Here is a 22,577-nt window from a genome sequence, read left to right as displayed (position 1 = left end):
CTCGGTCAGCCCAGCTTGCCGGTGTGCTTCTCAAGCAAGGCCCAGGCCTCATCGCCATACTTCTTCTTCCACTCGGCGTAGAAGCCCGACGCAAGAAGCCGCGCACGGAACGGCCCGATTTCCGGGTCGTTGAAGGCCAGCCCCCTGGAAGTCAGCTCGGGCCGCAACGAGGCGTCGAGCTTCGCGCCATCGGCGCGCATGTCGAGCGCAGCCTGGTTCAGGTGCTTGGCAATGATGGGCCTTACCTTCTCGGGCATGCGGCTCCAGACCTTTTGGTTCGTCATGCACCAATAGCCATCCCACATGTGGTTGGTCATGGAACAGTACTTTTGCACCTCGTAGAGTTTGGCGATCGAGATGATCGCCAAAGGGTTCTCCTGACCATCGACCACCTTCGTCTGCAGAGACGAATATGTCTCCGCGAAGTTGATAGAAGTGGGTGCGGCGCCGAGATGCTTGAACAGCGAGGTCCACAGAGGGCTAACCGGCACGCGAATCTTCAAGCCCTTGAGGTCGTCGGGCGTGTTGATCGGACGGACGCTGTTGGTGATCTGCCGGAAGCCGGAACTCCACACGGTGTCCATCGCCATCAGGCCGACCTTGGGGAACTGCGCGCGCAGAAATTTGCCGAGATCACCGTCCAGCGCCTTGTTGACGGCCTCGTCGTTCGCCCAGGCGAATCCAAGCCCCCACATCGATGAGACGGGCACGAGCTGCGACAGCACGTTCACGCCCGAGACGGTGAAGAACTCGAGCCCGCCTGCGCGCAGCTGCGAGAGCATGTCGGCGTCGTTGCCGAGTTGGTTGTTCGGGAAGACGTTGATCTGAACCTGGCCACCCGTGTCTTTCAGGATGCGCTCAGCGGCCTGCAGCGCTCGCACGTTGAGGGGATGTGTCGCCGGCAGGTTGGTCCCGAACTTGTAGGTAAATTCGGCGGCGCGCGCGAAGCGCGGCAGCACCAATGCCGGTGCGCTGATCAGTGCGGCGCCAGTCACGATGGCACGTCGGCGGTCGATCGAATTCATGGTTATGTCTCCTGTTGTTTATGCAAGTGAGAGGTGGGCGTCGGCCGTGCCGAGCAACGCCTTGACGAAATAGTCGGGCTGGCCCATCTGGCCGCCCTTGAGCGCAATTTCGAGCTGTGCCAGGTGCGGCTCGCGCGAGATGGCGCGGCACAGCGGAGCGCCTGGCGCCAACCGGGCGACGACGCGCAGAGCCTGCGGGGCCAGTCGCTGCGTGACGTGGCTGGAGGTGTCGCCGCCCGACAGCAGCAGGCGCTTGAGAGGATGCGCACGCAGCAGCGCATCGACGAGGTCGCCGAAGCGGTGTCCCAGCAGGCGGCCGCCTTCGTGGCGGGCCTGCTCCCGGCTGATGCCTTGCTTGGCGAGCGCGGACAGCATCGCTTCGATACGCGGGTCCTTCGGGCCGCGCGCGCTGTGCAGCATCACGCTGTGGCCGGCGCGCAGCGCTAGCAGGGCCTGATCGACGAGGCGGGCGAGTTCCGCTGCGGGATCGCTCGCTGCGACCAACGCGGCAGCGTCCACCGGCAACTCGACGAAGCCCGCATCAACGGCTGCGTCGATCTGCAGCGCGCTCAGCGGCGAAGCGCTGCCTGAGACGGCCAGCACCTGCGGCACGCCGTCGAAGCGGTCGTGCGTAGTCGGGATGGATGGCAGGGCGCCGGTCTCGTGCCACCACTGCGTCAGCGCATATTCGAGACCCGAACCGCCGATGCAGAACAAGGGTGTCTGGCGGCCCTGAGCCGCACCAGCGAGCCCATCGAGCAGCCGGCCGGTCTCGGTCAAGTGCTCAGTCGTGGTGCCGTCCAGCAGCACCGCGCCGCCCGACGTGGCGTCAACCACGCGCTGCAACTCGCCCGCCATCTCGGTGCGGTCGAGTGTGAGTTGCGGCAGCGTGAAGCCGGTGACAGGCATCGCGGTCTGCCCTGCGAGGTGGCGCGCCAGATCCGCCTCGTGCATCGGCGTTACAGGGTGCACGCTCATGATTGGGTGGCGATCGATGCGATGCACACGGTCGTCGGTGCCGGAGCGCGCGAACAGATTGCCGAAGGCGCAGTAGCGGCCGAGCGCGGGGGTGGCGGCAACGATGGGAATCGCGGTGTCACCGAAGGCCGTGCGCGACAGGTCCATGACCCGCCCGATGCTGCCGATGGTTGGTGAGCTGTCGAAGGTCGAGCAGACCTTGTAGTGCACCAGCGGCACAGGCAGGCGGGACATCGCTGCAAGCACGGGTGCGAGTTGCGCGTCCATCTCGGCCGGCGACATCGCGCGGCTCGCGCCCGCCACGCCGATCGCGTCGAAAGGTCCGAACTCGGCCAGCGTCTGCTCGTCGGGCACGTCGAGGAACAGTGCGCAGTTCAGGCCGGCGAACGCCAGCACTTCGAGTGCATCGGTGGACCCGGTGAAATCGTCACCGTAGAAGGCAAGCTTCATACCGGCTCCTACAGGTTGGCGAAATGAACCAGCGCGCGCTGTAGCGCTGGGTGCGCATCGGCATAGTGCTCCAGGCTCACGCCGGCCACCGCCGCCTCCCAGCCTTCGCGCATGCTTGCCACGCCGGCGGCGATGCCGTCGGGGTGGCCGATGATCCCGCCGCCCGCGAGGTGCATCAGGTCCACCGCGCCGAGCGCGCCGTACAGGTCGGGCGCCAGGCCGGCCCATTGACCCGACGAGAACACCGGCATCAGCGGCTGCAGTCCCGCCCAGGGCGCCAGGCAAGCTTTCGCGGAGGCGATCACCGAGTCGTCCGGCTCCCAGAACTTGCTGCGGATGCCGTTGCAGTGCAGGTGATCCACGCCGGCCAGGCGCCACAGCTTCTGGTAGGCCTGGAACGAGAAGCCGAGCCCTCCATGGCGCGTGAACGCGCCCCAGCCATTGCGATGACCATGGATCGGCAACTGCGAGTGGCGGCGCAGGTGTTCGACGGCGCTGAATCCGACCCAGTTGATGCTCACCATCACGCAGCTGCCGCCTGCGGCGAGCACGGCGTCGTGGCGGCGCAGCATCTCGTCGACCGAACCCGAGATGTTGATCGCGTACATCGGCATGCGACCGAGGCGATCGGTATGGCGTTGCAACACCGGCATGACGGCGCGCAGGCGCTCGTCGAACGGCGCGTACGGCGGGTCGGCGATCAGTTCATCGTCCTTGATGAAGTCGATGCCGGCTGCACAGAGGCTGTCGACCAATTCGGCGGTCTGTGCGGGCGTGAGACCGATGCTGGGCTTGATGATGGTGCCGATCAACGGCCGGCCATGGACGCCGGCGAGACGCCGGGTGCCGGGGATGCCGAAGGCGGGGCCGGCGAACTGCGCGGCGTATTCGGGGGCGAGATCAAGGTCGAGCAGGCGCAGGCCGGTGACTTCACCGAGCTCGTACAGGTTGCCCGCGATGGTGGCCAGCATGCTCGACAGATTGGCTCCGACGTTGGCGACAGGGAACGCGATCTCAATCTCCGCGCGGTGGAAGACGCCGCCGTGCGGATGCCGGCCGACATAGGCGCTTGGAAGCGTCGGCTGAAGCCCGGGTGCGAGTGGCTTGATGCTGGCGATCCGCGCGCGGGACCGCTCTTTCAGTTCATCGGTCTCACCGGGCAGTGAAAGGAAGGTGCCGCTGGACTGTTCGCCGGAGATCACCTGCGCGATCTTTTCGGAGGCGACCGAGCTTTCGACGAAATAGCGGGCGGTGAACTCTTTACGCGGGGCGATGTTGTTCATGAGGCTGTGAGCTTCTGTCTTTGATAGACCGAAGGGTAGGCGTCACAAACCAATGAGGCAAACGATTCAATTTCGAATGGCTGTGATATAAACTCACAAAACGTACGGGTTGACCCTAGATCAAAAACTCGCCATGGCCACGCCGCATCGACTTTCGCTCAACGGATTGCGCGCCTTTGAGGCGACAGCGCGTTTGCGCAGCTTCAGCGCGGCAGCTGAAGAACTCTCGGTGACGCATGGCGCGGTGAGTCGCCATATCCGCACGCTTGAAGACTCGCTGGGCCTGGCGCTTCTGCAACGCACAGCGCAGGGTGCGACGCCAACAAACGAAGGGTTGCGCTTGGCGGAAGGCCTCTCTACGGCCTTTGGTCTGATTCAGTCAAGTGTCGAGCAACTCAAGCCTGGCCCGCTCACATTGGCATGTTCGGAGTCGATCATGATGTACTGGCTCATTCCCAGGCTGAATCGCTTCAAGGAGATCAACCCCGAGGTGGAGCTTCGCTTCAACATGAGCCATGGTCCGATCGACTTCGCTCATGACAAGGTCAGTGTGGCCATTCGTCTGTCATCGATTGACCCCCCAAAGGAGGCTGTCCGAGCGGATGTGGCTCATGAATGGATTGGGCCGGTATGCTCACCTGGGTATCTGCAGAACCACCGCATCGAGTCCTTCGAAGATCTCGCTCGAGCACGGCTGATGATCTCGCTCACCCGACCAACAGCCTGGGCCGACTGGGCCAGTTGCAGTGGGCAAATGAGCCCGGAGTTGCGCGTAGATGAGTCATTCGCCCACTTCTACCTGCTTATCCAAGGCGCCCGTTGTGGTCTGGGTATGGCGAATGTGCCCCATATGCTGGTCCGAGATGATCTGATGAGCGGCACCTTGGTTGCTCCCATGGGCTTTGTGTGTGGCCCCAACCGACTAGCGATCTGGACTGCTCCACACCTTAGCCGCAGACCTGATGTGGTGAAGCTGGTCGACTGGTTGCACGATGAGTTGCGCGCATCGGAGCCGTAGATGGTCTGCGGTCAGTGCGGCGCTTTGATGGAGGCGCATGTTTTTGACTCCTGATTGGAAGATTTGGGCTGGTTGATCGTTACCGTGAGGAAACAGCGATGAATGAGCCTTGCTCGCGCAGATGCCTCTGGAAACGATCGGCATAGTCTTCGACGACGGCATGCCTCACGCTGGGGCGCTCCGCAAGCGCCGATCGCCACGCTGAAATGCGCGGAAGGCCGTCGAAGATCTGATACGCGACCGTCGCGGGGGTGATGTCGAAGTATCGGAACAGCGGGGCGTAAACCGCATCGACCATGCCAAAGGCCTCGCCTGCGAAAAATGGCCCTGTATCCATTTCTGACTCCAGCTTGCCCAGCCGTTCGCGAAATGCAGCGCGCTTGGCATCGGCGGTTGCAGAGTCGCGAGCGTGGAGGAACTGCCAGCCTTCGGCGAAGGTCTGGGCGGCAAACTCGATCCACGCGCGGTGCTGTGCGCGAGGCAATGCATCAACGGGGTACATCGGCGCACCGCCTTGCGTTTCATTGAGGTACTCGCAGATGACCACGCTTTCGAACAGGATCGCGTCCTCGGCATTCGCTTGGCGCACCTTGAGCACCGGCACCTTGCCGGTCGGTGAAAGTGCCAAGAACCAGTCTGGCTTGGCTGACAGATCGACGTCTATCCGATCGAATTCCACACCCTTCTCAAGAAGCACGATCACGGCGCGCTGGACGAAGGGGCACAGCGGGTGGCTTATCAGGGTAAGTGCAGTCATAGTGATGTGAGGCTCTGGAGGGTTTGTGCAGGGGAAACAGCGGCATGGGGCCACGTACCGCTGTTTCCTTTGCCTGGAGTGGAGGAGCTGTCACGCAGCGCTGAAGCAGGCCGTCAGCGCCTCGTTGACTCTGCCCGAGCCAACACGCTTTCGCCGACCTCCTGGGCTGCGCGCTTAACCATTGAGCAGGCGGCCGCCGTCAACGACGATTTCAGAGCCCACCGTCCAACGCGACTCGTCGGAAGCCAGATACAGCACGGCTTTAGTCACCTCGTCGGCCGTGCCGAAGCGCCCAAGCGGAATGCTCGCCGCAATATCTTTGTTGACCTGCTCGCGGTACGCGTCCGGAATCCCGAGCTTGTCGTACAGCGGCGTTTCGATCGGTCCGGGGCTGACCGCATTGACACGGATGCCACGTCCCAGCAATTCAGTCGAAAGCGTCTTCGACATGTTCAAGAATGCGGCCTTCGTGGCGGCATACACGGACGAGCGGGCTGCGCCTGCATGCGCGCTGACGGAGGTGTTGAGCACGACGGAGGCGGGATTCGCGAAGATCGGGAGCAGTGCCTGCATCAGGAAGTAGGGGCCCTTGACGTTGATGTCGAAAGAGCGGTCAAACATCTCTTCCGACCATTCCTCGATGGGCAGCCAGACAGATACGCCGGCATTGAGGAAGGCAATGTCCAGTTGGCCGTAGTGCTCCTTGATGATCTGTGCCAATTCCTTTTGGGCAGCAACGCTGGCCGAGTCGGCGCGCAGCACCTGAACTTCGGGGCCCAGTTCGGCTTGTGCCTTTGCGATCGAATCGGGATTTACGCCCGTGACGATGACGCGGGCGCCTTCCTCCAGAAACTGCTTTGCGGTTTCCAGCCCGATGCCACTCGTGCCGCCAGTGATGAGAGTACGTTTGCCTTGCAAGCGCGACATTGATTTCTCCTGAGAACGACGACCGACCAGGTCGACCGCAGGAATGATGCATCCATGTAAAAAAATACATAAGATATGACTTATGTATAAGATTAATGCTGAAACTGCATGAATTGAGGTGAGTAATGGACCGATTTCTCTTGATGAGCTGCTTCGCGCGCGCCGTGGAAACTGGAAGCTTTTCTGCTGCGGGGCGTGATCTGGGCCTGGGGCAACCCAATGTCAGTCGCTATGTGGCGGCGCTGGAAGATCATTTGCAGGCGCGCCTGCTCCACCGGTCCACGCGAAAGCTATCTTTGACGCCGGAGGGCGAACGCTACTACGCGGACATCCGGCGAATCCTGGATGCGGTAGATGAATCCGAATCGTCCTTCAGGAACAACGTCGAGCCATCAGGGCTCTTGCGCGTAGCCTGCCCAACGGCTCTCGCACACGCATTTGTGTTGCCACACGTGCCGACCTTTTTGGAGCGCTATCCCCAATTGACCTTGGATCTTCAATTCAACGATCGATACGTGGACTTGGTCAACGAAGGGACCGAAATCGCCATTCGCATCGGACACTTGGAGGACAGTAGCTTGCGGGCCCGGCGTCTTGGATGGTACGACCGCGTCTTCGTGGCCAGCAAGGACTACCTGGCCAAACGTGGAGTTCCGCAGACTCCAGATGACCTGCGCGATCACGATTGCATCATCTACACCCTGTTGTCGTCCGGGGCGATCTGGCGATTCCGCGACGCGGATATCCCGGTTTCCGGCAGGCTCAGGGTGAACTCGCCCGACGCAGTGGGTACTGCGGTCATGGCAGGCCTGGGCGTAGCTCAAGGACCTGCGTGGCTGTTTGAGGGTGGGCTGAACAGCGGCCGATTGCAGTTCATTTTGACGGATCATGCGGCTCCGCCCGTACCGGTGCAGATCGTCTATGTGGCCAACAGGCTGCTACCCACGCGGGCTGTCGTGTTCATGGACTTTATGGGTGAGTTGTTTTCGAGGATTCCTGCCTTGAATGGCCGCACTCCTTTGCCGAATCTATAAATGTTTCGTTCGTTGGTCACCCGCGAATGCCATCAGGGCCAGCAGTACGAACACCTTGCATCGACAGGCCGAATGTGAGACTGCAAACCCTTCAGCCCCTTGCTCTGCCGAATCTTGCTTTTCTTGAGAAGTCCATGCGAGACATTCCCTACGCGAGTGCGCCTTCCAGCAGCTCGGCCATGCGCGGCAGGTCGGGCTCGGCGCTGGTCACCAGCAAGATGGCGCGCTCATAGGCGGCGCCCGCAATGGGCAGCATGCGGCAGTCGCCCATGAAGCGCTCCAGGCCCGTCCAGTGCGGCACCAGGCCCACGCCCATGCCGTCGGCGGCCAGCATGGCAATGGCCTCCAGCGCGTCCAGGTCGCACAGCACCGCGGGCTCCAGCCCCTGGTCGGCCAGCCAGTCGGCCGCATGGCGGCCACCCCAGGCATCGGGGTCGTAGCGTATGTAGGGCAGGCTGCGCAGCAGCGCGGCAGGCCGGCCGCGTGCCTGGGGCGGTGCCAGCAGCACCAGCGGCTCGCGGCGCAGCTGCACGCTGCGCAGCGCCTTGGGCAGTTCAAAAGGGGGGGCCACGATGACGGCGGCATCGAGCTCGCCGGCCTGCAGCATCTGGAACAGGGCGCGCGAGGTGCCCGGCACGATGACGGGCCGGCACTGCGGCGCCGCCTGCGTGAGCTTGCGCAGCGCGGCCGGCAGCATGCCCGTGAGCGCGGTCGAGATGGCGCCGATGCGCAGCGTGCCGGCCAGCCCATCGGCGCTGGCATCGCTGCCCAGCAGCGCGGCCTCGCGCACCAGGCGCCGCGCGCGCGGCAGCAGGGCCAGGCAGGCTTGGGTGGGGCGGGCCGCATGGCCGCTGCGCGAGAGCAGGGCAAAGCCCAGCTCGCGCTCCAGCGCCTGCACGCGCTGGCCCACGGCGGCGGCGGTCAGGTGCTCGGCGCGCGCCGCATCGGCGATGGAGCCGCTGTCCACCACGGCGATCAGGCTCTTGAGATAGCGGGTCTCCAAAAGATTTCCTTGGGGATTGCAAAGAAATCAACGCTATCACTTTTGAAAAGCCTCTGCTAGGCTCGCGCCACCCACGGCAGGCCACGGCCTGCGAACCTGCCTGCACCACAAGCACAACCAAAGGATCAGCCATGCGCACCAGCTTCCACCTTGCCTACCATGTCCGCGATCTGGACGAAGCGCGCGCCTTCTACGGCACGCTGCTCGGCTGCCAGGAAGGCCGCAGCACCGAGACCTGGGTGGACTTCGACTTCTTCGGCCACCAGATCTCGCTGCACCTGGGCGAGCCCTTCCCGGTCACGAACACCGGCCGCGTGGGCGACCACATGGTGCCCATGCCCCACCTGGGCCTGGTGATGGGCATGGACGACTGGAAGGCCCTGGCCGCGCGGCTGTCGGGCGGCGTGGTGGACTTCGTGCTGCAGCCCGGCATCCGCTTCGAGGGCGAGCCCGGCGAGCAGGCCACCATGTTCTTCCGCGACCCCAGCGGCAATCCCATTGAGGTCAAGGGCTTCGCCGACCTGGACAAGGTCTTCGCCAAATGAGCGCCTCGCTCCCCCCGCTCCCCTTCGTCTGCGCACCCGGCTACCCGGCAGCCCAGGCCTGGCTGCAGGCCCTGCAGGCCGCCCTGCCCGAGGAGCGCGTGGTGGCGCTCGATACGCTGGATGCGGACCAGCGCGCGGCCTGCGAGGTCGCCATCGTCGCCAACCCCCAGCCCGCCGACCTGCGCACGCTGCCGCGCCTGCAATGGGTGCACAGCGTCTGGGCCGGCGTGGAGCGCCTGGTGGCCGACCTGGGCGATACCGACCTGCGCATCGTCCGCCTGGTGGACCCGCAACTGGCCGACACCATGGCCGAGGCCGTGCTGGCCTGGACCCTGTACCTGCACCGCGACATGCCGCGCTATGCCCGCCAGCAGGCCGCGCGCCAATGGCTGGCGCATGACGGCGTGCGCGCGCAGGACAGGACGGTATCGCTGCTGGGCCTGGGCGCACTGGGCGAAGCCAGCGCGCGGCGGCTGCTGGCGGCAGGCTTCCAGGTGCGCGGCTGGAGCCGCACGCCCAGGCGCATGGAAGGCGTGCAATGCCATGCGGGTGATGCCGCGCTGCCCGCCATGCTGGCGCAGACCGACATCCTCGTGTGCCTGCTGCCGCTCACGCCGCAGACGCGCGGCATCGTCGGCGCGCAGGCGCTGGCCGCGCTGCCTGCCCATGCCTCGCTGATCAACTTTGCGCGCGGCCCCATCGTGGACGATGCCGCGCTGCGCGCCGCCCTGGATGGCGGCCGCCTGGCCCATGCCGTGCTGGACGTGTTCGAGCAGGAGCCCCTGCCCGAAGCGTCATGGCAATGGGCGCACCCCGCCGTGACCGTGCTGCCCCACATCTCGGCACCCACGGACCGCGCGACGGCATCGGCCATCGTGGCGGGCAACATCCGGCGCTGGCGCGCCAGCGGCGAGCTGCCGCAGGCGGTGGACGCGGCGCGGGGCTATTGAGGGCGGGGCCTGCCCTTCGGCCGCGCAGGCTCCCCGAGCAGTCCCGAGGTGCTCAGCGGCCCCGGCGACAGCTGCTGTCCCCAGGCCTGCGTCAAGGCCTCGATGGCATCGCCCACCACGCGGCAGGCCTGGGTGAGCTTGCCGTGCCGGGGCAAGGCCAGCGTCACATGGCGCACCAGGCCGGGGTTGACCAGTCGGCTGGCCTGCAGCCGGCCCTGGCGCAGTTCGGCATCGATGGAATACGGGCCGATCACCGAGTAGAGGCCGGGCGCGTGGGCCACGAGTTCCTTTTGCACGGTCAGCGAGTCGGCCTCGGCGGCCGCCGCGAGCCGAAAGCCGTGGCTGTGCGCGGCCTCATCGAGCGCGTCGCGCCAATGGCTGGGGCGTCGCGGCAGCACCAGCTGCAGGCCGTCGAGCGCGGCGAACTCCGTGGTGGGCGCCAGGGTCAAGGGGTCGCCTGGGCGCGACACCAGATAGCTGTGCGCGGTGCTCAGCAGCCGCTCGTCGCCGCCGGCCGGGCGTGCGAAGCGAAAGAGGATGGCCAGGTCCACGGCGCCGCTGTCCAGCAGCGCATCGAGCTCCGTGCCCTGGGCCTCGGTGATGTTCAGGCGTATGCCCGGGTGCTCGCGCTGCAGCCAGTCGAACACATGCGTCATCAGCGGGTGCGCGGCCGAGGGCACGATGCCCAGCCGCACCTCGCCCCATAGCTGGCCTGCGTCCGCACGCAGCGTTTCCTGCAATTGCTCGGTTTCCTGCAGCCAGCTGCGCAGCCGCAGCGCGGCCCGCGCCCCCAGCGGCGTCAGCGTGACGCCTCGGCCCGTGCGCCGCAGCAAGGGGCCGCCCAGAGACGCTTCGAATTCGCTGATCTGCCGGCTGATGTGCGACTGCACGGTGTGCCGCCGTGCCGCGACCTTGCTGATGCTGCCGGCTTCGGAGACCTCGAGGAAGAGCTTGACGCTGGGCAGGTGCATGGTGGTTACCCGGTTGAGGTATGCCTGATGAGGCAATTCTGAAAGCCTGAAATTCTATCTATCCAGATATCAACGGGATTTCTACAGTGCAGTCATGCCTTGCCAGCGGCCTTGCCTTGGCAGGTTTTCCAGACACCGAACCTAAGGAAAATCCGTTGAAACTCGCCAGCTTCATCCATGCCGGACAGCCCCGCTACGGGCAGGTTCTGGCCGAGCGCTTCCTGCTGCCGCCCGCCGACTTTCTCGCCCGCCATCCCGACCTGCTGTCCGTGCTGCGCGCACAGGCGCTGGGCGAGCTGGAGCAGGCCCTGCAGGCCGGCGCCGTGTCCGTCGATGCGGCGCAGACCCAGGCGCTGCCCGTCATCCCCAACCCCGGCAAGCTCATCTGCGTGGGCCTGAACTACAAGACCCATGTGGCCGAGACGCGGCGCGCCGACAGCGAGCACCCGTCGCTGTTCCTGCGCTTCAACGACAGCCTGGCCGCCGATGGCGACGAGCTGCTGCGCCCGGCCTTTTCGGAGCGTTTCGACTGGGAGGGCGAGCTGGCCTTCGTCATCGGCCGGGGCGGGCGCCACATTGCAAAGGAAGATGCCTTCGACCACATCGCCGGCTATGCCTGCTTCAACGATGTGAGCGTGCGCGACTGGCAGCGCCATACGCACCAGTTCACGCCCGGCAAGAACTTTCCCGGCACGGCGCCCTTCGGCCCCTGGCTGGTCACGCGCGACGAGGTGGCCGACGTGCGCGGCCTGGCGCTGCAGACGCGCCTGAACGGCAGCGTGGTGCAGCAGGCCAGCCTGGGCGACCTGATCTTCGACATCCCCACCATCGTGGCCTATGTGTCGCGCTTCACGCCGCTGTCGCCCGGCGATGTGATCGCCACGGGCACGCCGGGCGGCGTGGGCGACCGCCGCGAGCCGCCCCTGTACATGAAGCATGGCGATGTGGTCGAGGTCGAGATCACGGGCCTGGGCGTGCTGCGCAACCGTATCGGCACTGATAGCGCTGCCGTCTGACTCCGGAGAATTTCATGGATAACCAACAAGCGATTTCGCAGCGGCCCCGGCTGCGCATTGCCGTCGATATCGGCGGCACCTTCACCGACATGGCGGCGTTCGACGAGGCCAGCGGCCAGCTGCTGTTCGGCAAGGCCCTGTCCACGCATGGAGAGCTGGTCAACGGCATCCAGGCCACGATAGACAGCGCGGGCATCGACTGGCGCGACGGCCATCTGTTCCTGCACGGCTCCACCATTGCCATCAACACGCTGCTGGAGCGCAATGGCGCCCACACCGCGCTGCTGATCACCGAGGGCTTTCGCGACATCTACGAGATCGGCCGCGTGAACCGGCCCGATGCCTACAACCTGTTCTTCAACAAGCACCAGCCGCTGGTGCGGCGCTCGCTGCGCCATGAGGTGTCCGAGCGCCTGCGCGCCGACGGCAGCCTGCACAAGCCGTTGGACGAGGCGGCCGTGCGCGAGCTGGCCCGCGAGCTGGCAGGGCAGGGCGTGGAGGCCGTGGCCGTGCTGCTGCTGCACTCCTACCGCAATCCGGCGCACGAGCAGCGTGTCAAGCAGATCCTGCAGGAAGAGATGCCGGGCGCCTTCGTCTGCGCCTCGCACGAGCTGTCGCAGGAGTACCGCGAGTTCGAGCGCGTGTCCACCGCCGTAGCCAATGCCTATGTGGGGCCGCGCGTGTCGCAGTACCTGGGCCAGCTGGAGAACCACCTGGGCGGCAAGGGCTTCGAGGGCGATTTCTACATCGTGCAGTCCACGGGCGGCCTGTTCCCGGTCGAGCATGCCAAGGTGGGCTGCGTGCGCATGCTCGAATCGGGTCCGGCGGCCGGCGTGATCGGCGCCCAGGCCATCTGTGCGCAACTGGGCATGGGCGATGCCATCGCCTTCGACATGGGCGGCACCACGGCCAAGGCCGGCGTGATCAGCGAAGGCCGGCCGCTGACCACGGGCTCGGCGCTGATCGGCGGCTACGAGCAGGCCCTGCCGATACAGATCCCGATGATGGACATCCACGAAGTGGGCACGGGCGGCGGCTCCATCGCCCGCGTGGAGACGGGCAACGCGCTGCGCGTGGGCCCGCAGAGCGCCGGCTCCATCCCCGGCCCCGTGGCCTATGGCCGTGGCGGGCTGGAGCCCACGGTGACCGACGCCAACCTGGTGCTGGGCCGGCTGGACGCGGAGCATTTCCTGGGCGGCGAGCTGCAGCTGGACATGGACGCCTGCCAGCGCCAGATGGCCGAGCGCGTGGCGACCCCGCTGGGCCTGGAGCCCACCGAGGCGGCAGACGGCATCCTGCGCATCGCCGTGACGCAGATGTCGCATGCCGTCAAGGCCGTGACCACCGAGCGCGGCCTGGACGCGGGCAGCTTCACCATGGTCGTCTACGGCGGCGCGGGGCCGCTGCACGCCTCGGCCATTGCGCGCGAGATCGGCATCCGCAAGGTGCTGATTCCCTATGCGCCCGGCTATTTCTCGGCCTACGGAATGCTGTTCTCCGACCTGCGCTACGACTATGTGCGCTCGGTGTTCCGCAAGCTGGGCGAGGTGTCCTTCGAGGAGATCGAGGCCGCCTACCAGAGCATGGAGGACGAGGGCCGCGCCGCGCTGGCGCAGTCCGGCATCGCGCCGGACGGCATCGTGATCGAGCGCGCTGCCGACATGCGCTACGTGGGCCAGGAGCATGCGGTGACCGTGGACCTGCCCATGGCCTTCTTCGAGGGCCGGGACCGCTCGGCCATCAAGCGCCAGTTCGACGAGCTGCACAAGGTGCGCTACGGCACCTCGGCCCCGCAGGAGCCGGCCGACCTCGTGAGCCTGCGCGTCACCGTGCTGGGCACGATGAAGAAACCGCCCAGGCACAGCGTGGAGCGCGGCAGTGCCGAGCCCAGCCGTGCCTCCGTGCGCACGGTCAAGCCCGTCTATTTCCGCTCCAGCGGCTGGGTGGACACGCCGGTGCATCTGCGCGAGCGCCTGCTGGCGGGCAACGAGATCGCGGGGCCCGCGCTGATCGAGGAACACGCATCCACCACCGTCGTGCAGCCCGGCGACCGGCTGCGCGTGGACGAACTGGGCAATCTGCAAATCGACATCGGGAGCGACCGCACATGAACCACCCCACTGACTCCAGGCCCGTCGATCCGGTCACCGTCGAGATCATCCGCAACGGCCTGTACGCCGTCACGGAGGAGATGAAGACCAACCTGACGCGCACGGCCTACAACCTCATCATCTACGAGGCGCTGGACTTCACGGTCGGCCTGTTCACGCGCGAGGGCGACACGGTGTCCATCGGCCTGGGCCTGCCCATGTTCATCCGCGGCATGTCGGAGACGGTCAAGGCCAAGATCCGCCACTTCGGCTACGAGAACATCCTGCCCGGCGACATCCTGGTCACCAACGATGCCTACACCACCGGCAGCCACCTGAACCACTTCACGTTCACCATGCCGGTGTTCCATGAGGGCCGGCTCGAAGGCTTCACCTGCTGCATGGCCCACTGGCTGGACGTGGGCGGCACGCTGGGCAACGTCACCACGGACATCTTCAGCGAGGGGATACAGATCCCCATCATGAAGTACCAGCGCCAGGGCGAGGTCAACCAGGACCTGATCGACATCATCGCGATGAACGTGCGCCTGGCCGAGCGGGCCCTGGGCGATCTGCGCGCGCAGATCACGGCCATCACCACGGGCGAGCGCCGCTATGTGGAACTGTTGCAGCGCTATGGCGTGGATGCGGTCAACGGCGCCATCGCGCAGATCATGGATTCCAGCGAGGCCGTGGCGCGCAAGAACACGCTGTCGATTCCCGATGGCGTGTACGAGGCCGAGTCCTTCATGGACGACGACGGGCTGGACATCGGCAAGCGCATTCCCATCCGCGTCAAGGTCACGGTGCAGGGCGACGAGATGACGGTGGACCTGTCGGACGTCTCCAAGCAGGTGCGCGGCTTCTACAACTCCGGCTTCACCACGGGCATCGCCTGCGCGCAGGTGGCCTACAAATGCCTCACCACGCCGACCGACTACCCGGTCAACGACGGAAGCTTTCGGCCGCTCAAGGTGATCATGCCCATGGGCACGGTGATCAGCGCCGAGAGGCCGTATCCCATGCGCGTGTGGATGACCTTCCCCATGACGGTGATCGACACCATCTTCAAGGCGCTGGCGCCGGCGATTCCCGACCGCTCCATCGCAGGCCACCATGCGGACCTGGTGTTTCCCAACATCCATGGCATCTCGCCCGAGGACGGGCGGTTGTTCATCGTCGGCATCGGCCCGCTGGGCGGCGGCTGGGGCGCCAAGAGCCGCGAGGACGGTGTGTCCGTCACCGTCTGCATCAATGACGGCGACACCCACAACAGCCCCACCGAGCAGCTCGAGGCCAAGTACCCGGTGCTGGTGGAGAAGTACGAGATCCGCCAGGACTCGGCCGGCGCGGGCCAGTACCGGGGCGGCCTGGGCGCGGAGATGGTGGTGCAGGCGCTGTCGCCCTTCACCGTCACCACGCGCATCGACCGCGTGCACTGCAAGCCCTGGGGCCTGGAGGGTGGCGGCGACGCCATGGGCAACGGCCTGGCCGTGCGCCACAAGGGCGAGTGGAAGACCGACCATGCCAACGCCAAGATCTTCAACGTGCGCCTGGAACGCGGCGATGCCTACCGCATGCTGTCGGGCGGCGGCGGGGGCTTTGGCGACCCGCTGGCGCGCGAACTGGACAAGGTGGCCGAGGACGTGCGCGAAGGCTATGTGAGCGCCCAGGTGGCCCGCGAGGTCTACCGCGTGGCGCTGGATGGCCAGGGACAGGTGGACCGCGAGGGCACGCAGGCGCTGCGCAGCGGCAGGTCTCCGTCGGCCGCAACGGCAACCTCAGCCGTGGCCTGGGACGGGCAGTGAGCACGGCCATGGCCTCCGACCACGCCCTGCAGGCCGGCCGGCTCTGGGACCTGTGGTGCGCCCTGGCGCTGCGCCATGTCGCGCTGGGCGGTGCCTGCGCCTGCGGGGCGGGCGGCATCAGCCTGCGGCTGGAGGACTTCGAGCTGGACATCGTGGACTACCTGCAGGACGGGGGCGAGCGCTGCGAGCAGCCCGAGGTGGCGGCCTGGTTCCGTGCCCGGCCCGCACCCGGGCAGGGCGCGCAGCCGCTGCGCGGCCTGCTCGATGCGCTGGGCTCGGACGAGGTGCCGCAGGCCGTGGCGCAGTGGGCGCTGGCGCGGCTGGAGCGCACGCTGCGCTCGTTCGCCGAGGTGCATGGTGGGGTGGCGTCATGAGCGGGCATTTCTCCAGCCTGCTGGCCCTGCCCGAAGCGGCGGGGCAGCGCATTCCGGTCACCGTGCTCACGGGCTTTCTGGGCAGCGGCAAGACCACGCTGCTCAACCGGCTGCTGGCGCTGCCGGACCTGCACGGGACGGCCGTCATCGTCAACGAGTTCGGCGCGGTCGGCATCGACCAGGACCTGACCAGCCTGGCCTGCGAGGACACGGTGCTGCTGGCCAATGGCTGCCTGTGCTGCAGCGTGCGCGGTGATCTGGTGGAGGCGCTGGAGCGCCTGGCCCTGCGCGAACAGGGCGCGCCGCGCCGCGTGCTGATCGAAACCAGCGGCCTGGCGGACCCGGGGCCGATACTGCGCTCCTTCCTGGGCGAGCCCGCCGTGCGCGCGCGCTATGCGCTGGCCGGCGTGGCCTGCACGGTCGATGCCGTGCTGGGCAGCGCCACGCTGGCAGGCTATCCCGAAGCCGTGCGGCAACTGGCCGTGGCTGACCTGGTGCTGCTGACCAAGACAGACTTGCTGGGCGGCGCACAGCCCGCTGCGCAACTGCTGGCCCAGGTGCAGGCCATCAACGGCGAGGCGCCGCAAGGCATGGACCCTGGCCACCATGTGGCGCTGCTGCAGCGGCTGATGTCGGAAGGCGCGACGGGGCAGGAGGACACCGCTGCGGGCATGCTCCAGGCACCCGGCTACCGGGCCATGGCTCCGGTGACAGCTCCGGTGACAGCGCCGGCAGGCGCGCACCGCGACGGCATCTCGTCCTTTGTGCTGCAGCGCGACGAGCCCCTGCCCGCGCAGGCGTTCGGCGAATGGATGGACTGGGTCACGGCCATGCGCGGCGATGACCTGCTGCGCGTCAAAGGCATCGTGCACCTGCAGGAGCACCCGGACCAGCCCCTGGTCATCCATGGCGTGCAGCACCTGTTCGCCCCGCCGCAGACGCTGCCCCGCTGGCCGGGTGCCGACCGGCGCACGCGCATCGTCTTCATCACGCGGGGGCTGGATGCCCAGGCCCTGGACGACACGCTGAGCGTGCTGGTGCGCAGGCACAGGCGGCGCGCGCCGAATCAGGACCCGGGCTGAGCCACGCAACGGCCGGCCCATTTTCAAAAGAAACAGGAGACAAAGCATGAAAACTCTGACACGGCTGAAGGGGCCGGTGCTGGGCGCCTTACTGGGTGCGCTGGCTGCCTTGCCCATCGCCAGCATGGCCTCGTCCAGTGCGTCCGCCGCCTTTCCCGAACCGGGCAAGATGGTCAAGGTCATCGTCCCCTTCGTGGCGGGCGGCGGCGTGGACAGCGCCGCGCGCCTGTTTGCCGAGCAGTTGCGCAAGCAGCTGGGCACGACGGTCATCGTCGAGAACCGCGTGGGCGGCAGTGGCGTGGTGGGCGGCCGTGCGGTGCTGGCGGCTGCCCCCGATGGCTACACCCTGCTGTTCTCGGCCGCCACGCATGTGCTGGCCAAGCAGGTGCTGGCCCATCCGCCCTATGACCCGCAGACAGACTTTGTCCCCGTGGCGCGCGTGGGCGAGGCGCCGCTGATGCTGGTGATCTCCCCGCAGCTGCCCCACAGCAAGCTGGGCGAGGTGCTGGCCGCAGGCGCCAAGAGCACGTGGACGGCGGCCATTCCCGCCGTGGGCGCACCCAGCCACCTGGCCACGCTGCTGCTGGCCCAACAGGGCCGCATGCGCCTCGAGTACGTGCCCTACAAGGGCACGCAACCCGCGCTGGTGGATGTGGGCGGCGGCCATGTGGACCTGCTGCTCGACTCCATGGTCTCCGTGCTGCCGCTGGCCAAGGCCGGCAAGGTGCGGCCGATTGCCATCACCTCCGGCAAGCGCAGCCCGCTGGCGCCCGAGGTGCCCACCATGCAGGAAAGCGGCCTGCCCCGGTTTGTCTACACGTCCTGGTACGGACTGTGGGCGCCCAAGGACACGCCGGCCGACCGGGTGCAGCGGCTGAACCAGGCCTCCAACGCGGCGGTGGCCGAGCTGGCCAGGTCCGGCGCCTTCGCGAGCCTGGGCATCGACACGGTTTCGGAGAGCACCGAGCAGTTCAAGCGCTTCATCGCCGCCGATGTGGCGCAGAGCGCCGCGCTGCTCAAGGGCGCGGGCTTCAAGCCCGAGTAGCCGGGCAGACACCGGCACACGCCCGAGAAAAAGCAAAAAGCAAAGCAAAAAAACACAAGGAGACAACATGCAGGTTTTCATACGCCAGGCCCTGGCCGCCTCGCTGGGGCTGGCCGCCGCGCATGCGGGCGCGCAGTCCTCGGTATCGATCTCGGGCACCGTCGATGTGAGCGTCAGGCAGGTGCGCAACCAGGGCCTGGACACGGTCACCTCGCAGGCCAGCGGCGCCAACTCCACCAGCAAGCTGGTATTGCGGGGGCAGGAGGACCTGGGCGACGGCCTGAGCGCGGGCTTCTACCTGGACGGCAGCCTGCTGGCCGACACCGGCGCCATGGGCGCCAGCGGCCCGTTCTGGGACCGGCGCTCCACGGTCAGCCTGGCCTCGCGGCAATGGGGCGAGCTGCGGCTGGGGCGGGACTGGGTGCCCACGCACCTGGTGTGGAGCGGCTTCGATCCGTTTGCCACGCTGGGCATCGGCAGCGCCAATGGCTTTCGCTCGTTCACGGCTTCCCGCGCGCTGGGCCAGGCCTTCGGCACGGCGCCGGAGTCGCAGTCGGCCAATCCCACGCTGCGCGTGAGCAATGCGGTGGAGTATTTCCTGCCGGCCGGCCTGGGCGGGCTGCAGGGCGTGTCCGGCAGCCTGATCGCCACCTTTGGCGAGAAGGGCGCCACCGCGGCAGGCCAGACGCGCGGCAACGGCTTTCGGCTGGGCTGGGCGGGCGCGGGCTGGAACGTGGCGGGCGCGCAGTTCACCACGCGCAACACCCTGAGCGGCATCCATTTCAAGGACCAGAGCTACGGTGTCTCCTACGACTTCGGCTGGCTCAAGGCCAGCCTGGCCCAGCGCCGCTGGGTGCATGGCGTGGACCGCACGGTCAACACCCTGGTGGGCATGAGCGTTCCCGTGGGCAGCGGCGTGGTCAAGCTCAGCTACGTCAAGGCCGACCAGAAGGGCGCAACGGCGGCGCAAAGCGCCAGCGATGCCGACCTGTGGGCGCTGGGCTATGTGCACTCGCTGTCGCGGCGCACGGCGCTGTACGCGCATGCGGCCCGCATGTCCAACCGCAATGGGGCGGCCTTCGCCATAGCCGGGGGTGCGGCTGTCAGCGGCAATCCGGCCGCGGCCAATTACTTTGGCGGGCGCGCCTCCACGGCCTTCGAGCTGGGCATCCGGCACGACTTCTGACGGGCTGCGTGGGCTGCGTGCGCGCTGGTTCGTGGTCATTGCTGCACCCCATGCAGCAGTGAACTGCACGCCGGCCTATTGCTGCCGTCAATCGCTTCTTCTACGCTGCACCCATTTCACGGAGCAGCGAGATGAATCCATTGATCAAGGTCCGCATGGACGCCGCAGGCACCCCCGACGCCATGCGCCTGGAGCCGGTCGAGGTGCAGGCGCCCGGCCCCGGCCAGGTCTGGCTGGAGCAGACGGCCATCGGCGTGAACCCGCTGGACGTGAGCCAGCGCAAGGGCGCGGTCGCCATCTCCTTTCCCTCGGGCCTGGGGCTGGAGGGTGCGGGGCGGGTGGCCGCCGTGGGCGAGGGCGTGACGAATGTGGCCGTGGGTGAGCGCGTGGGCTACGCCACGGGGCCGCTGGGCGCCTATGCCGGCGCCCGCCTGTATCCGGCCGAGCGCCTGGTGAAGCTGCCCGATGCGCTGCCTGACGACGCGGCGGCGGCCGTGCTGTTCAAGGGCATCACGGCGCAGTACCTGCTCAAGACCACCCATGCCGTGGGCCCCGGCAGCCGCATCGTGATCTATGGCGCCGCCGGTGCGCTGGGCCAGTTGATGTGTGCCTGGGCCAGGCACCTGGGCGCCCTGGTGATCGGCGTGGTGTCCAAGGCAGCCAGCGTGGAGCGCGCGCGGGCGGCCGGCTGCGACGAGGTCTTCGTGTTCGACGCGGCCACGCTGCCGGGCCAGGTGCTGCAGGCCACCGGGGGCCTGAAGGCCGACGTGGTCTACGACCCCATCGGCCGCACGACGCTGGGCGCCTCGCTGGACTGCCTGCGCCCGCGCGGCCTGCTGGTGTCCTTCGGCGCGACCTCCGGCCTGCCCGATCCCATCTCGGTGGCCACGCTCAATGCCAAGGGCTCGCTGTTCCTCACGCGCCCCTCGCTGGCCGCGCACACGGCCACGGCGGCCGAGTACCAGGAGCGCGCACGGGACGTGCTGGCCGCCGTGGCGGCCGGCATCGTCGTGCCCGGCGTCTGGCGCCGGTATGCGCTGGCGGAGGTGGCGCAGGCGCATGGCGATCTGGAGCAGGGACGCTCCCAAGGTGCGATCATCCTGACCCCATGAACCTTCTGGACAGCCAGCACGCCGATGAACTGGCGGCCCTGGTGGCGCTGCATGAACAAGGCTCCTTCGCTGCGGCGGGGCGGGCCTTGCTGCGCCATCCGTCCGTGCTGTCCAAACGCCTGAACGCGCTGGAGACCCGGCTGGGCGTGCGGCTGGTGGAGCGCAGCACACGCCATCTGCACCTGACCGACGAGGGCCTGCGCCTGGTGGACAAGGTACGCCAGGCGGCCGGCCTGATCGCCGACGCCCAGAAGGAGGCCGCCCAGGGCGCCTCGCAGGCGCGGGGCCGGCTGCGGCTGTCGCTGCCGGCCGCCATGGGGCGGCGCTGGCTCAGTCCGTTGCTGGCCGAGTTTGCGCTGGCGCATCCGCAGATCGTGCTGGAGGTGGAGTATGCGGACCGCTTCGTGGACATCGTGGGCGAGCGCTTCGACGCGGCGGTGCGCATAGGCCGGCTGGCGGACAGCCGGCTCGTGGCGCTGCGGCTGGGCGGGCACCAGCGCATTCTGGGCGCCGCGCCCGCCTATCTGCAGGCCCACGGCACGCCGGTGCACCCCGAGGACCTGGCGGCGCACCGCTGCCTGGGCTTCACGGGGCTGCAATCTTTTCCGCAATGGGAGCTGGTGCACGGTGGCGCATCGGGCGATGTGCCTCAGGGCCAGGCCCGGCACACCGTGCTGGTGCGCGGCCCCATGGTCAGCAATGACAGCGAGGCCCTGCTCACGGCCGCCGTCATGGGCGTGGGCATTCTGGCCGGCGGCGACTGGCTGATGAGCGAGCACATGGCCGCAGGCCGGCTGGTGCGGGTGCTGCCGCAATGGCGCCTGGATGGCGCCTCGGGCATCTACTTCGTTCGGCCCTCGGCGGCGTTCAGCAGCGCTGCCATGACGGCGCTGCGCGACTGCCTGGTGCGGTGGTTTGCCACGCGCAGCCCCTGGCGCACGGGGCATGACACACTGGCGCCGCCCCCATCCCTGCCCCCGCCCTTTTCCGCATCCGCTCCATGACCCAAAAAACCTCACCGCCCGCCATGGCGGCCGCCTTGCTTCCCTGGCTGTTCGTGCTGCTGTGGAGCACGGGCTTCATCGGCGCCAAGTTCGGCCTGCCCTATGTGGAGCCGCTGACCTTTCTGACGCTGCGCTATGCCATCGTCCTGGTGCTGATGGCGGCGGTGGCCCTGGTGCTGCGCGCGCCCTGGCCACGGTCGGCACGCCAGTGGCTGCACATTGGCGTGTCAGGGCTGTTCGTGCATGGCGTGTACCTGGCCGGCGTGTTCACGGCCATCGCCCACGGCCTGCCTTCGGGCGTGACGGCCCTGGTGGTGGGGCTGCAGCCGCTGATCACGGCCCTGGTGGCCGGCACCTTGCTGGGCGAGTCCGTGCGGCCCCGGCAGTGGGCCGGGCTGGCGCTGGGCTTCACGGGCGTGGCCCTGGTGGTGGCGGGCAAGATCGCCTCGGTGCCGGTCCATGCCCTGCTGGCCATGCTGGTGCCGGCCGTGGTGGCGCTGGCCGGCATCACGGCCGGCACGCTGTACCAGAAGCGGTTCTGCCCCTCGTTTGATCTGCGCACGGGCTCGGTCATCCAGTACCTGCCCTGCCTGGTGGCGACGGGGGCGCTGGCCCTGGCCACCGAAACCATGCAGGTGCGCTGGAGCGGCGAGTTCCTGTTCGCGCTGGGCTGGCTGGTGCTGGTGCTGTCCGTGGGCGCGGTCAGCCTGCTCAACCTGCTGATACGCCGCGGCGGCGCCGTGCACGTGGCCAGCCTGTTCTACCTGACGCCGCCGGCCACGGCCCTGATCGCCTGGGCCATGTTCGGCGAGACGCTGGGCGGCCTGGCGCTGGCGGGCATGGCCTTGACGGCAGCCGGCGTGTGGCTGGCGCGGCAGGGGCGCTAGCTTGCCCCGCAAGCCGCGGGCAGGGCATGCGC

21 protein-coding genes are annotated in these 22,577 nt (G+C 67.5%); 14 read left to right on the top strand and 7 right to left on the bottom strand.

The features are described from left to right. Window positions 1-5 precede the first annotated feature (5 nt). Genes JHD82_RS07175 through JHD82_RS07165 form a run of 3 tightly spaced genes read right to left on the bottom strand, consistent with a single transcriptional unit; the run spans window position 6 to window position 3,736 of the window. The gene (locus tag JHD82_RS07175; RefSeq protein ID WP_199135840.1) at window positions 6-1,025 is read right to left on the bottom strand and encodes a TRAP transporter substrate-binding protein; all 1,020 of its coding nucleotides are present in this window, start codon (window positions 1,023-1,025) and stop codon (window positions 6-8) included. An 18-nt stretch (window positions 1,026-1,043) separates the two neighbouring features. Beyond that, on the bottom strand, window positions 1,044-2,453 hold the full coding sequence (locus tag JHD82_RS07170) for a four-carbon acid sugar kinase family protein (protein WP_199135839.1): 1,410 nt from the start codon (window positions 2,451-2,453) through the stop codon (window positions 1,044-1,046). 8 nt (window positions 2,454-2,461) lie between these two features. Further along, window positions 2,462-3,736 (bottom strand): ribulose-bisphosphate carboxylase large subunit family protein, encoded by a 1,275-nt coding sequence (locus JHD82_RS07165; RefSeq protein ID WP_199135838.1) that lies wholly within the window; start codon window positions 3,734-3,736, stop codon window positions 2,462-2,464. Window positions 3,737-3,869: 133 nt separating this feature from the next. Here JHD82_RS07165 and JHD82_RS07160 point away from each other — a divergent pair, with 133 nt between their 5' ends. Continuing rightward, window positions 3,870-4,754 carry a LysR substrate-binding domain-containing protein gene (locus tag JHD82_RS07160; RefSeq protein ID WP_097201392.1) on the top strand — a complete coding sequence of 295 codons (885 nt, stop codon included), beginning with the start codon at window positions 3,870-3,872 and terminating at the stop codon, window positions 4,752-4,754. A 79-nt stretch (window positions 4,755-4,833) separates the two neighbouring features. Here JHD82_RS07160 and JHD82_RS07155 read toward each other — a convergent pair whose 3' ends face one another. Next, window positions 4,834-5,511 (bottom strand): glutathione S-transferase family protein, encoded by a 678-nt coding sequence (locus tag JHD82_RS07155; protein ID WP_197944240.1) that lies wholly within the window; start codon window positions 5,509-5,511, stop codon window positions 4,834-4,836. 174 nt (window positions 5,512-5,685) lie between these two features. After that, window positions 5,686-6,438 (bottom strand): SDR family oxidoreductase, encoded by a 753-nt coding sequence (locus tag JHD82_RS07150; protein WP_097201393.1) that lies wholly within the window; start codon window positions 6,436-6,438, stop codon window positions 5,686-5,688. Window positions 6,439-6,563: 125 nt separating this feature from the next. Here JHD82_RS07150 and JHD82_RS07145 point away from each other — a divergent pair, with 125 nt between their 5' ends. Further along, on the top strand, window positions 6,564-7,472 hold the full coding sequence (locus JHD82_RS07145; RefSeq protein WP_199135837.1) for a LysR family transcriptional regulator: 909 nt from the start codon (window positions 6,564-6,566) through the stop codon (window positions 7,470-7,472). A 148-nt stretch (window positions 7,473-7,620) separates the two neighbouring features. Here JHD82_RS07145 and JHD82_RS07140 read toward each other — a convergent pair whose 3' ends face one another. Continuing rightward, entirely contained in the window at window positions 7,621-8,475 is an 855-nt protein-coding gene (locus JHD82_RS07140) for a LysR substrate-binding domain-containing protein (RefSeq protein ID WP_016445479.1), read from the bottom strand. Between the two features lie 131 nt (window positions 8,476-8,606). On the opposite strand from JHD82_RS07140, the gene JHD82_RS07135 reads away from it, so the two are divergent. Continuing rightward, window positions 8,607-9,020 carry a VOC family protein gene (locus JHD82_RS07135; protein ID WP_199135836.1) on the top strand — a complete coding sequence of 138 codons (414 nt, stop codon included), beginning with the start codon at window positions 8,607-8,609 and terminating at the stop codon, window positions 9,018-9,020. Beyond that, entirely contained in the window at window positions 9,017-9,970 is a 954-nt protein-coding gene (locus JHD82_RS07130) for a glyoxylate/hydroxypyruvate reductase A (protein ID WP_199135835.1), read from the top strand. The genes JHD82_RS07135 and JHD82_RS07130 overlap by 4 nt, the downstream gene beginning before the upstream one ends. On the opposite strand, the gene JHD82_RS07125 is transcribed toward JHD82_RS07130, so the two are convergent. Next, window positions 9,964-10,941, bottom strand: coding sequence for a LysR family transcriptional regulator (locus JHD82_RS07125; RefSeq protein ID WP_097201397.1), 978 nt, complete (start codon window positions 10,939-10,941; stop codon window positions 9,964-9,966). The two genes, JHD82_RS07130 and JHD82_RS07125, sit on opposite strands and share 7 nt — an antisense overlap. 155 nt (window positions 10,942-11,096) lie before the next feature. Between JHD82_RS07125 and JHD82_RS07120 the strand changes: the two genes are divergently transcribed. The 10 genes from JHD82_RS07120 (at window position 11,097) to JHD82_RS07075 (ending at window position 22,545) form a co-directional block, all read left to right on the top strand. Further along, window positions 11,097-11,957 carry a fumarylacetoacetate hydrolase family protein gene (locus JHD82_RS07120; RefSeq protein WP_199135834.1) on the top strand — a complete coding sequence of 287 codons (861 nt, stop codon included), beginning with the start codon at window positions 11,097-11,099 and terminating at the stop codon, window positions 11,955-11,957. Between the two features lie 14 nt (window positions 11,958-11,971). Continuing rightward, on the top strand, window positions 11,972-14,068 hold the full coding sequence (locus tag JHD82_RS07115) for a hydantoinase/oxoprolinase family protein (RefSeq protein ID WP_013800699.1): 2,097 nt from the start codon (window positions 11,972-11,974) through the stop codon (window positions 14,066-14,068). Next, window positions 14,065-15,855, top strand: a complete 1,791-nt coding sequence (locus JHD82_RS07110; protein WP_199135833.1) for a hydantoinase B/oxoprolinase family protein — start codon at window positions 14,065-14,067, stop codon at window positions 15,853-15,855. The genes JHD82_RS07115 and JHD82_RS07110 overlap by 4 nt, the downstream gene beginning before the upstream one ends. A gap of 8 nt (window positions 15,856-15,863) precedes the next feature. Then, a complete protein-coding gene (locus tag JHD82_RS07105; protein WP_012207428.1) occupies window positions 15,864-16,229 on the top strand; it encodes a hypothetical protein in 366 nt (121 codons plus the stop codon). Continuing rightward, window positions 16,226-17,311 carry a GTP-binding protein gene (locus tag JHD82_RS07100; protein WP_199135832.1) on the top strand — a complete coding sequence of 362 codons (1,086 nt, stop codon included), beginning with the start codon at window positions 16,226-16,228 and terminating at the stop codon, window positions 17,309-17,311. Before JHD82_RS07105 ends, JHD82_RS07100 begins: the two co-directional genes overlap by 4 nt. Before the next feature lie 46 nt (window positions 17,312-17,357). Then, window positions 17,358-18,356: a tripartite tricarboxylate transporter substrate binding protein gene (locus JHD82_RS07095; protein WP_199135831.1), complete on the top strand. Its 999-nt coding sequence runs from the start codon at window positions 17,358-17,360 to the stop codon at window positions 18,354-18,356. 67 nt (window positions 18,357-18,423) lie between these two features. After that, a complete protein-coding gene (locus JHD82_RS07090; protein WP_199135830.1) occupies window positions 18,424-19,542 on the top strand; it encodes a porin in 1,119 nt (372 codons plus the stop codon). A 131-nt stretch (window positions 19,543-19,673) separates the two neighbouring features. Beyond that, a complete protein-coding gene (locus JHD82_RS07085) occupies window positions 19,674-20,654 on the top strand; it encodes a quinone oxidoreductase (RefSeq protein WP_199135829.1) in 981 nt (326 codons plus the stop codon). Next, window positions 20,651-21,658: a LysR family transcriptional regulator gene (locus JHD82_RS07080; RefSeq protein WP_141835327.1), complete on the top strand. Its 1,008-nt coding sequence runs from the start codon at window positions 20,651-20,653 to the stop codon at window positions 21,656-21,658. The genes JHD82_RS07085 and JHD82_RS07080 overlap by 4 nt, the downstream gene beginning before the upstream one ends. Then, window positions 21,655-22,545 carry a DMT family transporter gene (locus JHD82_RS07075; protein WP_012207422.1) on the top strand — a complete coding sequence of 297 codons (891 nt, stop codon included), beginning with the start codon at window positions 21,655-21,657 and terminating at the stop codon, window positions 22,543-22,545. The genes JHD82_RS07080 and JHD82_RS07075 overlap by 4 nt, the downstream gene beginning before the upstream one ends. Window positions 22,546-22,577: the final 32 nt, after the last annotated feature.

The organism is Delftia sp. ASV31, from assembly GCF_016428765.1.
GTDB lineage: Bacteria > Pseudomonadota > Gammaproteobacteria > Burkholderiales > Burkholderiaceae_C > Comamonas > Comamonas acidovorans.
The sequence above is the reverse complement of the archived record's forward strand: the minus strand, read 5'-3'. Positions and strand labels throughout refer to the sequence as shown.